General features: G+C 40.6%; 15 protein-coding genes. 6 read left to right on the forward strand and 9 right to left on the reverse strand.

Annotated features, from left to right (window positions below):
• Window positions 1–35: 35 nt before the first annotated feature.
• The 5 genes from ilvD to MHB67_RS09965 all read right to left on the reverse strand — a co-directional run bounded on the left by ilvD (window position 36) and on the right by MHB67_RS09965 (window position 6,050).
• A complete protein-coding gene (ilvD, locus tag MHB67_RS09945) occupies window positions 36–1,712 on the reverse strand; it encodes a dihydroxy-acid dehydratase (RefSeq protein WP_024422739.1) in 1,677 nt (558 codons plus the stop codon).
• Between the two features lie 306 nt (window positions 1,713–2,018).
• Window positions 2,019–3,155, reverse strand: coding sequence for a conserved virulence factor C family protein (locus MHB67_RS09950; protein ID WP_342492499.1), 1,137 nt, complete (start codon window positions 3,153–3,155; stop codon window positions 2,019–2,021).
• A gap of 30 nt (window positions 3,156–3,185) precedes the next feature.
• Complete coding sequence (locus MHB67_RS09955; protein ID WP_342492500.1) at window positions 3,186–3,797, reverse strand: HD domain-containing protein; 612 nt, start codon at window positions 3,795–3,797, stop codon at window positions 3,186–3,188.
• Between the two features lie 13 nt (window positions 3,798–3,810).
• On the reverse strand, window positions 3,811–4,293 hold the full coding sequence (locus MHB67_RS09960) for a glutathione peroxidase (RefSeq protein WP_281237097.1): 483 nt from the start codon (window positions 4,291–4,293) through the stop codon (window positions 3,811–3,813).
• A 74-nt stretch (window positions 4,294–4,367) separates the two neighbouring features.
• Complete coding sequence (locus MHB67_RS09965) at window positions 4,368–6,050, reverse strand: formate--tetrahydrofolate ligase (protein ID WP_342492501.1); 1,683 nt, start codon at window positions 6,048–6,050, stop codon at window positions 4,368–4,370.
• Window positions 6,051–6,188: 138 nt separating this feature from the next.
• Between MHB67_RS09965 and metA the strand changes: the two genes are divergently transcribed.
• Together metA and MHB67_RS09975 are read left to right on the forward strand one after the other, a co-directional pair.
• Window positions 6,189–7,097 (forward strand): homoserine O-succinyltransferase, encoded by a 909-nt coding sequence (metA, locus tag MHB67_RS09970; protein WP_212048470.1) that lies wholly within the window; start codon window positions 6,189–6,191, stop codon window positions 7,095–7,097.
• Between the two features lie 228 nt (window positions 7,098–7,325).
• Entirely contained in the window at window positions 7,326–8,477 is a 1,152-nt protein-coding gene (locus MHB67_RS09975; protein WP_133744128.1) for a diglucosyl diacylglycerol synthase, read from the forward strand.
• 32 nt (window positions 8,478–8,509) lie between these two features.
• Here MHB67_RS09975 and MHB67_RS09980 read toward each other — a convergent pair whose 3' ends face one another.
• A complete protein-coding gene (locus MHB67_RS09980; protein WP_034280509.1) occupies window positions 8,510–9,211 on the reverse strand; it encodes an AIM24 family protein in 702 nt (233 codons plus the stop codon).
• 261 nt (window positions 9,212–9,472) lie between these two features.
• On the opposite strand from MHB67_RS09980, the gene cspD reads away from it, so the two are divergent.
• Window positions 9,473–9,673: a cold-shock protein CspD gene (gene cspD, locus MHB67_RS09985; protein ID WP_003215784.1), complete on the forward strand. Its 201-nt coding sequence runs from the start codon at window positions 9,473–9,475 to the stop codon at window positions 9,671–9,673.
• Between the two features lie 51 nt (window positions 9,674–9,724).
• Here the strand turns inward: cspD and MHB67_RS09990 are convergent, their stop codons facing one another.
• The 3 genes from MHB67_RS09990 to MHB67_RS10000 form a co-directional block, all read right to left on the reverse strand.
• Window positions 9,725–9,907 (reverse strand): hypothetical protein, encoded by a 183-nt coding sequence (locus tag MHB67_RS09990; protein WP_008346368.1) that lies wholly within the window; start codon window positions 9,905–9,907, stop codon window positions 9,725–9,727.
• 172 nt (window positions 9,908–10,079) lie between these two features.
• Complete coding sequence (locus tag MHB67_RS09995; protein WP_024422748.1) at window positions 10,080–10,262, reverse strand: zinc-finger domain-containing protein; 183 nt, start codon at window positions 10,260–10,262, stop codon at window positions 10,080–10,082.
• Between the two features lies 1 nt (window position 10,263).
• Window positions 10,264–10,935, reverse strand: coding sequence for a ribonuclease H family protein (locus tag MHB67_RS10000; RefSeq protein ID WP_342492502.1), 672 nt, complete (start codon window positions 10,933–10,935; stop codon window positions 10,264–10,266).
• A 94-nt stretch (window positions 10,936–11,029) separates the two neighbouring features.
• Here MHB67_RS10000 and MHB67_RS10005 point away from each other — a divergent pair, with 94 nt between their 5' ends.
• From MHB67_RS10005 to MHB67_RS10015, 3 genes are read left to right on the forward strand one after another with little or no spacing between them, the layout of a single operon-like run.
• Window positions 11,030–11,719, forward strand: a complete 690-nt coding sequence (locus MHB67_RS10005) for a queuosine precursor transporter (protein WP_041085802.1) — start codon at window positions 11,030–11,032, stop codon at window positions 11,717–11,719.
• Window position 11,720: 1 nt separating this feature from the next.
• The gene (locus MHB67_RS10010) at window positions 11,721–12,116 is read left to right on the forward strand and encodes a reverse transcriptase-like protein (RefSeq protein ID WP_073206018.1); all 396 of its coding nucleotides are present in this window, start codon (window positions 11,721–11,723) and stop codon (window positions 12,114–12,116) included.
• Between the two features lie 42 nt (window positions 12,117–12,158).
• Window positions 12,159–12,284 carry a small, acid-soluble spore protein L gene (locus MHB67_RS10015; RefSeq protein WP_122631021.1) on the forward strand — a complete coding sequence of 42 codons (126 nt, stop codon included), beginning with the start codon at window positions 12,159–12,161 and terminating at the stop codon, window positions 12,282–12,284.
• Window positions 12,285–12,482: the final 198 nt, after the last annotated feature.

The following is a 12,482-nucleotide window of genomic DNA, read 5'->3' on the forward strand; positions in this document are numbered from 1 at the left end:
TAGAGAGAGCCAATTTTCAAATGTTCGATATCAGATTAAATTTTCATGATGCCGCCTGTATTGGCTGATGTCACAAGTTTTGAATATCTAGCAAGATAACCCGTTTTTACTTTTGGCTCAAAGCCTTTCCAGTTTGCTTTTCTTCTTTCCCATTCTTCCTCTGGAACATCTACGCTTAAAATGCGCTGCTCGATATCGACAACGACATGGTCACCATTTTCAACAAAGGCAAGCGGGCCGCCCTCAGCTGCCTCTGGAGAGACGTGTCCAATAGACAATCCGCGAGAAGCGCCGGAAAAACGTCCGTCTGTAATTAAAGCAACCTTTGGTCCAAGTCCCATGCCGACAATTTGTGAAGTAGGTGCAAGCATTTCAGGCATGCCAGGTCCGCCCTTAGGTCCTTCGTAGCGAATGATGACAACATGTCCTGCTTCTACTTTTCTATTAATGATACCTTCAAGGGCTTCTTCTTGGGATTCAAATACGATTGCAGGTCCCTCGTGGCGTGTGATTCCGTCTTGTACCCCGCCCGTTTTAATGATGGCTCCATCTGGCGCAAGGTTTCCAAATAAAACGGCTAAGCCGCCTTTTTCAGTAAATGGCTTGTCAATTGGATAAATGACGTTATAATCTTTTACCTCATGCCCCGCAATGTTCTCGCCAAGCGTTTTCGCAGTGACAGTCATTGTATCTAAATGAAGAGCTCCTTCTTTTTTAGACAATTCATTTAGTGCTGCTGTAACGCCGCCTGCTTCATGTAAATCCTCAATATAAACGTCTGAAGCTGGAGCAAGTTTTGATAAATGAGGCACACGTTCTGCTACTTCATTGATACGTTCAAGTGAATATTCAACACCTGCTTCATTCGCAATCGCCAATGTGTGAAGAACGGTATTGGTTGAACCACCAAGTGCCATATCTAATGCAAATGCATTATCAATTGCTTTTTCAGTGACAATATCCCGTGGTTTAATATCTTTTTTGATGAGCTCCATGAGTTGTTTTGCAGACTTCTTCGCAAATTCTCTTCGTTCTGGTGATGTCGCCAAAATCGTTCCATTTCCAGGAAGAGCGATCCCGAGTGCTTCCGCTAAACAGTTCATTGAGTTAGCTGTAAACATACCTGAACAAGATCCGCAGGTTGGACAGCCAAACTGCTCTAATTCATTTAATTCCTCTTCATTGATTTTACCTGACTGGTATGCACCAACGCCTTCAAATACAGAAGAAAGAGAAATCTTTCTGCCATCACTTGTTCTACCCGCTTCCATCGGTCCCCCGCTCACAAAGACAGTCGGGATATTCACGCGCATCGCTGCCATCATCATTCCTGGTGTGATTTTATCGCAGTTAGGAATACAAACCATTCCATCAAACCAATGAGCAGATACAACGGTTTCCACAGAGTCCGCAATGATTTCACGGCTTGGCAATGAATATCTCATCCCGATATGACCCATGGCAATTCCATCATCGACGCCAATCGTATTGAATTCAAATGGAACCCCGCCAGCTTCACGAATGGCTTCCTTCACAATCTTCCCGAATTCCTGAAGATGGACATGTCCTGGGACAATATCAATATAGGAATTACATACGGCAATAAATGGCTTGCCGAAATCCTCATCCTTTACCCCCGCCGCTCTTAGTAAGCTTCGGTGAGGTGCTCTGTCGATTCCTTGTTTAATCATATTACTGCGTAGTTCTGCCATCTGTTTAAAAAGCCTCCTATACTACAAGTCTTGTTGACTGCATGATTTTGAGTTGATTTTATTTTACAAATTTTCTGTTTATTTAGCCACCTATGAATGACTGATGACTAACATGGCTGCTGAAGCAAGCGCTCAGCAAGGTTCGTGTCATAAAATCTGACCTCCAATATTCTATATTGGTACTACTATATAGAGTTTTTTCGCATATTTCAACAATATTCAAAATAATTTTTCTAAAAAAATTTTTCTGTCTATCGTTTTTAGAAAAACAAGCTGCTTTCATTGGCAGCTTGTTCATTTTTCTCATCATTCTGATGCATTCTTTCTACTTTCTGTCATTTGCTTCCATACTGAGCCTTTTGCTTCTTCTCCATGCTCAATGCGCTCAATCGCCATTTTCACTTGAAGACTGACTTCAAACTCAGGGTCTTGCTCTGCTTCTTTTAATGCTTCAAGTGCCGTTTCATCCCCTTCTTCATAAAGAAACATAGCTGCACGCCAGCGGACGAGCTTACTCGGGTCCTTTAATGCTGCGATCATGGCTTCGATAGCACTTGGGTCACCAAGGTCAGAAATACAGTCGCCAGCCGTTCTGCGGACCGTCACTGTTTTGTCTTCGAGCCCCTTATATAAAATAGGCAGAATGGCAGGATCTTCAATCATGCCAGCATTCACAACCGCTTGTCTGCGAATAGACGTTTTTGGATCCTCCATTGCTTTCATTAAAACAGGTATGTCCTTTAGCTCTGGCTGCATTTGCTCTAAATGGGCAAAACGTTTTTTCCAATCTTCCTCTTGCAGCATCTCTTCTGTTACATCATATGCCTTTCGGTTCACCTGTCTATCTACAGCTTCCTGACCTTCTTTAACCGCCTCTGTTAATCGGGCTAAACGCTCGTCATCATAGGCTGCTTGCAGCTCCTCTGTGACTTCCTGACCGATATCAGCAAATTCTCCAAAACGAACGCCGTGTTCTTTCCACACACGTTCAAACACGACATTGTCTGAGCTGCTTCTAAGCTTTAAAATGGCTGCTTGAAAACGTTCAGGCATGCCAAACCGTTCTTCTCTTTCACCGTTTGACAGTTTGACCTGCATTGGAATCCCATTAAACATTTGGACAAACACTTTCACTTCACCAAATGTGTCATCGCCTGACTGAGATCCTTCCTGAAGACCTTCTGTTTCTTGTCCAAAGGCTTCTCTGACCTGTTGTAAAATACCCTGCCAGTCAAACTTTGCATTTCGCTCAACCGCTAAGAAATCTGCAACATGATAAACCCCTTTTACACCTTCAATGCTTAAAATACGCTTGATCATTTCTGGTGCTTCGTCTTTTTGATCCTTTTTGTAGTTGTTGCTTTTACCGCCGGCAAGTGCTTCTGTCAAAATCACCTTCATAGTATTCGGACTTGGCGTTGGTTCTATTGCTGTTATTTTCATTGATATATCCTCCTTACACACATAAAGACCCTACTCATCTGTAAGGCCGCATTCTTCTTTCCACTTCTTGATAAATAAACTCATCAATTCATGCCGCTCATCAGCAAGCTGCTTTCCTGCATGAGTGTTCATCAAGTCTTTTAATTTGAGCAGTTTTTCTTCCATATGCTTTAGCACAGAGCCCTGCTGAGTGTCCTCTGTATAATGGGGCTCACCTGTAGCGCCAGCATACGTAAACACTCTAGCGATACCGCTTGCTCCTATCGCATCCAGCCTATCCGCATCTTGAACAATGGCCCCTTCTAACGTCATTGGCCTAAACTGCTTATGCCGATGTCGAAAAGACATCGTTGTAATAATGTCCATGATATAGCGTATATCCCGCGTGTCCAATTCCCACAAAAGGAGCTGGTTCTCAAGCTGCTTCTTCGTAAGCTTCCATTCACTTGACAGCTTTTCATCAATGACATCATGTACAATCGCTGCCATCTCGATGATAAAAAGAGAGCCGCCTTCCTGATTTGCAATACGCACGGCAAGCTGGCGCACACGCGCAACATGAGCCGCATCGTGTCCAGTCGGTTCATTCTTCAGCCTGTCTGAAACAAAGGAGGCTGCTGCCTCCAATTGTTTTCGCTGCATGACTGTCACCATCTTATTTGTTAAGCAGAGCGATGATTGAGCTTTCTAATTCTTTTGGTGGTGTTTTCGGAGAGAATCGTTGAGTGACTTCTCCGTTTTGGTCCACGATAAATTTGGTGAAATTCCATTTCACTGTTTTTGTCCCAAGAACACCTTTCGCTTCACTTGTTAAATGTTTGAACAGCGGGTGCGCCTCTTCGCCATTGACATCTACTTTCGCAAACATAGGGAAGGTCACTCCATAATTCAAAGAACAGAACTCTTGAATGGCTTCTTCTCCTTCTGGCTCTTGGTTCATAAATTGGTTACACGGAAATCCTAAAATTTCAAGGCCCTTTTCATGATATTGATCATATAGCTCTTGTAATTGTTTAAATTGAGGAGTCAGTCCACATTTGCTTGCTGTGTTTACAATAATGAGCACTTTTCCTTTGTAATCTGCCATCGATTTTTCCTGACCGTTAATGGTCTTGACCTGAATATCATAAATTGACATCTCATAGCCTCCTAGGATTCACTTTTTCCTATCGTAACATGCTTCTTTTAGAAAATCGCTTTTTATGCTCCCGTTTAAAAGAGTCCTGTCACACTGCCGTCTTCTAATAAATCCATTTCGAGAGCCGCAGGTTTTTTAGGTAAGCCAGGCATTGTCAAAATGCTTCCGGTTAAGGCTACAATAAACCCTGCTCCTACAGATGGCTTTAACTCTCGAATCGTAATGGTAAAGCCTTTAGGTCTGCCGATTAAAGCTGGATCATCTGAAAGAGAATATTGTGTTTTTGCCATACAAACCGGCAATTGAGCCCAGCCGTTTTCCTCAAGGGCAGCCAGCTGCTTTCTTGCTTTAGTTGTGAGCGTGACCCCATCTGCCCCGTAAACCACTTTGGCCACTTTAGATAACTTTTCTTCGATGGAATCGTTCTCTTCATACAAATAGGTAAAGTTGTTCTTTTTCTTTTCAATGAGTGCTGCTAGTTCCTCGGCAAGAGCTGTCCCGCCTTCTCCTCCTTCTTCCCATACATTCACGGCTTTGACTGGATGGCCATGTTTGCCGCACCAATCTTCTATCGCTTGAATCTCTTCTTTTGTATCCGTTATAAACCGGTTTACCGCCACAATATATGGAAGACCAAAAGCTTGCACGGTTTCAATATGCTTTTCTAAATTATGTATACCTTCTAATACGGCGTGTGCATTCTCTTCTTTGAGTTCGGTTTTCTTCATTCCGCCATGCATCTTTAATGCTCTCACTGTTGCGACAATGACAACTGCACTAGGTTTGAAATCACCAGCTCTTGTTTTAATGTGCAGGAACTTTTCTGCTCCAAGGTCTGCACCAAATCCAGCTTCTGTAACGACATAATCAGCTAATTTTGCTGCCATTTTGGTTGCAATTAAACTATTGCATCCATGTGCAATATTAGCAAAAGGACCGCCATGGACAAGGGCTGGGGTTCCTTCAATCGTTTGAACAAGGTTCGGTTTGAGTGCGTCTTTTAAAAGTAGCGTCAGAACACCTTCATATCCAAGTGCTCCCACTGTGATTGGCTCGCCTTCTTGATTATAGGCAACAACAATAGAAGAAAGACGTTTTTTTAAGTCGTTTAAGTCTTCTGCTAAACAGAGGATCGCCATCATTTCGGAAGCCACTGTAATATCAAATCCGTCTTCTCTAGGATACCCATTTAACTGACCGCCAAGTCCGACAACGACCTGTCGTAATGCACGATCGTTTAAATCAAGCACCCGCTTCCACACAATGCGCCGCGTGTCGATGCCGAGTTCATTTCCGTGATGGATATGGTTATCAATAAATGCAGATAAGGCGTTATGTGCAGATGTAATGGCATGAAAATCTCCTGTGAAATGAAGATTGATTTCTTCCATTGGCAGCACCTGTGAATATCCTCCGCCCGCTGCTCCGCCTTTAATCCCCATTGTAGGACCTAATGATGGCTCACGCATCGCAATGATCGCTTTTTTGCCAATTTTTTCGAAGGCTTGACCAAGGCCGACAGTTACGGTGGATTTCCCCTCACCTGCTGGCGTAGGGTTAATCGAAGTGACAAGAATCACGTGTCCTTCTTTTTGTTTCTTTAAACGGTCAAAAATAGTCAAAGATATTTTCGCTTTTGTGAAACCATAGCATTCTAATTCTTCGTCATGTATTTGCAGCTTTGCTGCGATGTCTTGAATCGGTCTCAGCTTAGCCTTTTGGGCAATGTCAATATCTGATAAATGCTTTGTGATCATAACAAAATGGCCTCCTTTTTTTACAGAAACAGCATTTTTTTTGCTCTATTTTTCATTGTAACATAATTGAAACATTGAAATATCGCCAGAAAGTTCCTATAATGAAGTGAAATTAGCTTTGGTTCAGGGGGTGGCGAGTTGCCTATTAACATACCAGTTCATCTGCCGGCAAAACAAATACTAGAGAGCGAAAATATTTTCGTCATGGATGAGACAAGGGCATTCAAGCAAGATATCCGTCCTTTGAATATCGTGATCTTAAATTTAATGCCAAAAAAAATACAAACTGAAACGCAGCTGCTGAGAATGCTCGGAAATTCTCCTTTACAAGTGTACTTTACGTTTTTGATTCCAAGTACACATACACCGAAGAATACGTCGAGAGAGCATCTAGATGAATTTTATACGACCTTTGAATCGATTCGCCATAAAAAATTTGATGGAATGATCATCACTGGCGCACCAATCGAGCACTTACCTTTTGAAGAAGTCTCTTATTGGAAAGAGCTGCAGGACATTTTGGACTGGAGTAAAACCAATGTGACGTCTACCCTTCATATTTGCTGGGGTGCACAGGCAGGTTTATATCACCATTACGGGATTGAAAAAATCAAGCTTCCCGAGAAAAAATTTGGCGTATTTGAGCATATTGTGAAAGAGAAAAAAGAAAAATTAGTCAGAGGTTTTGATGAAGTATACTATGTCCCACATTCTAGGCATACAGATATTAATACAGAACAATTAAAAAACACGCCGAATTTGAAAGTCTTGAGTATGTCTGAAGAAGCGGGTGTTTGTTTAATTGTTTCAGATGATGATAAACAAGTATTTTTAACTGGACATCCTGAATATGACACAGATACATTGATGCAGGAATATGAAAGAGATTTGTTGAAACATGATACAGTCCAAAAACCTGTCCACTATTTTATAGAAGATGGTGACACATTAATCCCAGTAAATCGCTGGAAAGCCCATGCAACCTTATTGTTTATGAATTGGCTTAATTATTATGTTTATCAAGAAACACCATACGTTTGGGAATAAAATAGACTGTGGTCTGATGATAAATCGTCAAAATGTGTTAAAATACAAATGGCTCTGTCTTCCATTATCAATTGAATCTGTTTGTTTTTTAAAATTAGTTTAATTCTTTCGTAACGAATGATATGCTCTAACTGTTTATATGTTATCTTTATGTATATGTAGACCTATGAGATTAATAGTTTTCGTACGAAGTTTTGTTGTTGTTGATTACATTTGAGGTGAATATTCTTGAATACCAATAAAAAAATATTAATCTTGACCGCAAATTATGGAAATGGACATATGCAGGTAGCAAAAACACTGTATGATGAATGCAAATCCCAAGGGTTTGAACATGTTGTAGTTTCTAATTTGTATCAAGAATCGAATCCCATTGTGTCAGAAGTGACTCAATATTTATACTTGAAGAGCTTTTCCATTGGGAAACAATTTTATCGCTTGTTTTATTACGGTGTAGATAAAATTTACAATAAACGCAAATTTAACATTTATTTAAAAATGGGAAATAAGCGTCTCGATGAATTAATTCAGTTACACAATCCGGACATCATCATTATTACATTCCCAATGATTGTGGTACCAGAATACCGAAACAAAACAGGTAAAGTGATTCCGACTTTTAATGTCATGACAGATTTTTGTCTCCATAAAATTTGGGTACATGAAAACATCGACCGATACTATGTTGCAACCGATTATGTGAAACAAAAATTAGTGGAAATCGGCACACATCCAAGCGATGTCAAGGTGACAGGTATTCCTATTAGACCACAGTTTGAAGCAGACGTGCCAAAATCGATGATCTATAAGAAATATGGATTATCATCAGGTAAAAAAGTTCTTCTCATCATGGCCGGTGCTCACGGTGTACTAAAAAATGTGAAGGAATTATGTGAGGCGCTGCTTCTCGACAGTGAAGTACAAATTGTTGTTGTATGCGGAAAGAACGCCGCGCTGAAACAATCGCTTAGCGTTCTTGAACAAGCACACCCAGATCAATTGAAGGCGCTTGGATATGTGGAACAAATTGATGAATTGTTCAGAGTAACAGATTGTATGATTACAAAACCAGGCGGCATTACTTTAACAGAAGCAACTGCAATCGGTGTCCCGGTCATTCTTTATAAGCCTGTCCCTGGTCAAGAAAAGGAAAATGCTCATTTCTTTGAGGATTATGGCGCTGCCATTGTCATTAACAGACATGAAGACATTTTAGAATCTGTGACCAACTTGCTTCAGGATGAAGAAAAATTAGAAACAATGAAACAAAACATGAAAAAACTGCACTTAAAACAATCTTCTCAAACCATTTTGGAAGATATCGTCGAGCAGTCAGATCTCATCATGAATAACAAAACTTATGCTCGCGCATTATCATAAAAAGGTGTCCGTCAATGACGGACACCTTTTCTTCATCCTTGATTTCCATTTGTTGTGTATACTTCTTCAAACGGCTGAACGACAACAAAGCCGCTTCCGGTAAACTTCATTTGAATGGACTCTCCGCTTCCCCTGCCAATAAAAGTTTTAAAGGAAACATCTGTCACAAATTCAGTTTTTAAATCCCCTGACCACGCAACAGTCGCATTCGGATCTGTATAAACAGAGTCACCCGGCTGAACAATAAGTGTCAACGGCTCATAATGACTTGTGATTGCTACTAAGCCCGGCCCTTCTAATTTGACATTAAATAATCCACCTGCAAGCATGCCAGACACTTTTTTCATCAATTTGATATCCCAGCGGACAGACGGTTCAAATGCGAGCAGGTCGTTTCCATTCACAAAAATGGATTCTCCTTGAGCCAAACGAAGAATCGAGATTTTTTTACCTTGATCTGCCACATATAATTTCCCATCACCTGTCGCCTTCATTAGTGAGGTGCCTTCTCCTGAGAGCATTTTTTTGAACATCTTTGAAACGCCGTGCTCAAAAACACCCTCACGTTCAAATTTGATTTTCCCTCGATAGGAAACCATGGAACCTGTTTTTGCCCAAATCGTGTCAGTCAAATTAATTTCTAAAAGTCTTGGTGTTTCAAGTTCGAAGACCCCTTCTCCTTTATCTTCTTGCTGCGTATTCTGAACAAATTCTTCAAGTGTATAACGATTCATGATTGCACCTCTTTCTGTATTTTTTTTATATACGGACAAGCTGCATGTGAGGTTCCGAAAAGAACGTTCTATATTTCATTGTTATTCACCAAAAAACAAAAAAATCAAACATTCTGCTCAAAATTTGGCTCGCCTGCTTGACGCTTTACTTTTGATGGTGTATAGTGGAACCATCATTTAACAACTGCAAAGTCGTTAGGTGATGAAAATTTTTTTTAGTACGCCAAAAGGTGTGCTACAGTACTAGGAGGAAAAAGCAATATGCAAAACGGTAAAGTAAAATGGTTCAATAATGAAAAAGGTTTCGGCTTCATTGAAGTTGAAGGCGGAGACGATGTATTCGTTCACTTCACAGCTATTGAAGGAGACGGCTACAAGTCTTTAGAAGAAGGACAAGAAGTTTCTTTTGAAATCGTTGAAGGTAATCGTGGACCTCAAGCTGCAAACGTAACAAAAATCTAATCAACTAAATCAATGATGAAACGACAAAATAAAGAGAGGCTTATGCCTCTCTTATTTGATTTTCAGCTGAATTTCAATGGCTAAAATATTTTGCTTCAGTCGTTGTTCAATTTCAGAAATATCTTTTTCGAGAAAAGGTCTTCCCTTCTTTGCTACATCTACTAGCTGCTCTAGATCGCTGTACACCTCTTGAAATGTTCGATGTAATACCGTTTCGAAATCCTTATTATCCATGCCGGCCTTCCCCTTTTCCTCTATTATCCGTCACTTAGTCAAAAAGTAACTCAACCAAAACTTTCTATAGTTATATCGGCTCATTTTTTAGAATATGTTCTTTTTTCACACATTCTCTTCGTGTTTTTTTCATGAACGGATGTTTGAGCAGGGAAAACCGGGTCACAGGTGCTTACTTTTTAAGCAGTGTCTGTCCGTATTCTTTTATTTTCTCTCCTACTGTGCATTGCTGAATACAAAAGGAATGGGCGTATTTTTTGCCATATTCCTTTCGGAAGTGCTTCTTAATCAAACAATCTGAACAATACGTGTCTTGGAGATCCGTCAATTCTTGTACTGCTGTTTTTTTATCCACATTATTCAGCTCCGTCTGCTTCTAATTTCAATTTACTTTCAATTGGAACGTCTGCAAGCATCTGCCTTGCAAGCTGATCCGCTTCTGCATTTTGTTTACGATCGATGACTTCATAGGTTGGCGTAAGCCTCAGCTCTTTTAAAGCCGATTCAATCCGGTCGAGCCATTTGTTATGTATATCATCATAACAAGGCCATTCTCCTTTTAATTGATTCATGACAACAAGTGAATCGCCTCTAATCGTGACAGAATTTCTGCTTGCTCCAAGGTCTTTTAATGCTTTGACTGCCTCAAATAAAGCCGCATACTCTGCTTCATTATTGGTGGTTCCTTTGAAGGGCTGATTTTTTCTCAAACGATAAGCATCTTCTCCGAGCTTATAGTAGACGACAACCCCAAGACCAGAGTCGCCTGTTTCTTTGTGAAAACTTGCATCAAAATAGACCTGAAGCTGATCAGATTCAAGCTTTAGTTCTTCATTTAGCTTTTCAAGTTCTTTAATAGACCACATCGCCCCTTTTTCATCTTCAAATGATAGGAGGGACTGTGGTTCTTTTTTATCGATATGTTTGGCTAAAATCAAGGCCTCTTTTAGCTCCATCCAATCTTCTTGGAAAAAAGCAATGGACCCAATCGATTTCACTTTCATTGTATAGTGTGCTCTTAATTTCATTGATCACATCGCCTTCCCGTGCTTTTAAGGTAAACATACGTTATGCTATAATCAAAAAGTTACATTTTACAATGAGAAAGGAAGTTCATGTCACTTGTTTAATGAAGGTATTTGGATCTTATTTGCGATCATTAATTTTATCATTGTTCTTCTATTTTATAAAGGATTTGGCAAGATGGGCCTTTTCGTCTGGATTGGCTTTGCGACGGTTGCTGCAAATTTACAAGTGGTCAAAACCGTTGAATTGTTTGGCTTAACGGCAACACTTGGAAACATTTTATACGGCAGTGTATTCTTTGCAACGGACGTATTGAATGAAAAATATGGACAAAATGAAGCGAGAAAAGCTGTCTGGATTGGCTTTGCCACCCTTTTAACGCTAACCGTTGTCATGCAAGAGGCTTTACTTTTCCATCCCGCTCCATCTGACATTTCTCAAACATCGCTGGAAACCATATTTGGCTTTATGCCAAGGGTCGCACTTGGCAGTCTTGCTGCTTATATCATCAGTCAAATGTTAGATGTTTATGTATATTCGTTTATTCGCCGGATATTTCCTTCTGATGGTGCGCTCTGGGTGCGCAACGCTGGAAGTACGATGATCAGCCAGCTGCTTGATACACTGATCTTCACAACCATTGCCTTTCTTGGCACCTATCCATTTCATGTATGGATCGAAATCTTCATCACGACTTATGTGATTAAATTTATCGTCGCCGCGATTGGGACACCATATGCGTATGCAGCGAAAAGAATGGTTCCGCTTGATGAAAGGGTGAAATAAATTGCCAGCTGAAATATACATTGATGGTGCTAGCGCAGGTAATCCAGGTCCTTCCGGCATCGGCGTTTTCATTAAATATGATGGAAAGGCAGAATCTTTCTCTATTCCTCTTGGATCAATGAGCAATCACGAAGCAGAATTTTCCGCTCTCATTGAAGGGATGAAAATCTGCGTAGAAAAAGGACTGCGATCCGTTTCGTTTCGAACAGATTCACAGGTAGTTGACCGTGCGGCCAATGCAGGATTTGCAAAAAATCCAGCCTTTCAGCATTTTATCAAAGAGATGATCGAGCTTCAAAGCCAGTTTGATTTATTTTTCATTAAGTGGATTCCAAGCAAGGAAAATCAAGTAGCAGATCAGCTTGCTAGAAAAGCGATTCACCTTTCTAAAGGATGAATCGCTTTTTTTCGGTTATGCTAATGTATGAGGTGATACTGATTGGATAAAGAAAATAAAGGTCGTGTCACAAATGGGACAACCCCTCAAGGTGATGCGCAAACAAAAGATAAACAACCACTATCTGAGCTCGAAAATAGAGCGAAGAAAAGCAATACAAAAAGATGACCTTAGAGATCGGCTTAGCTGATCTCTAACAAAGGGCTAAAATGATTTTTATTTTAGCCCTTTGTCTTCTTTTCAGCGTGATAGAAAACCTTTGCAGCCCTAGGAAGGACGAGTACCGGAGCGGAGCGAATTTGACATTCGTGAGCACCGGAGCGCAGACCTGCGGGCGAATGCGAGGGTTTGTCTATACGCTGAGAG

It is taken from the genome of Bacillus sp. FSL H8-0516, from assembly GCF_038635285.1.
Taxonomy (GTDB): domain Bacteria; phylum Bacillota; class Bacilli; order Bacillales; family Bacillaceae; genus Bacillus; species Bacillus safensis.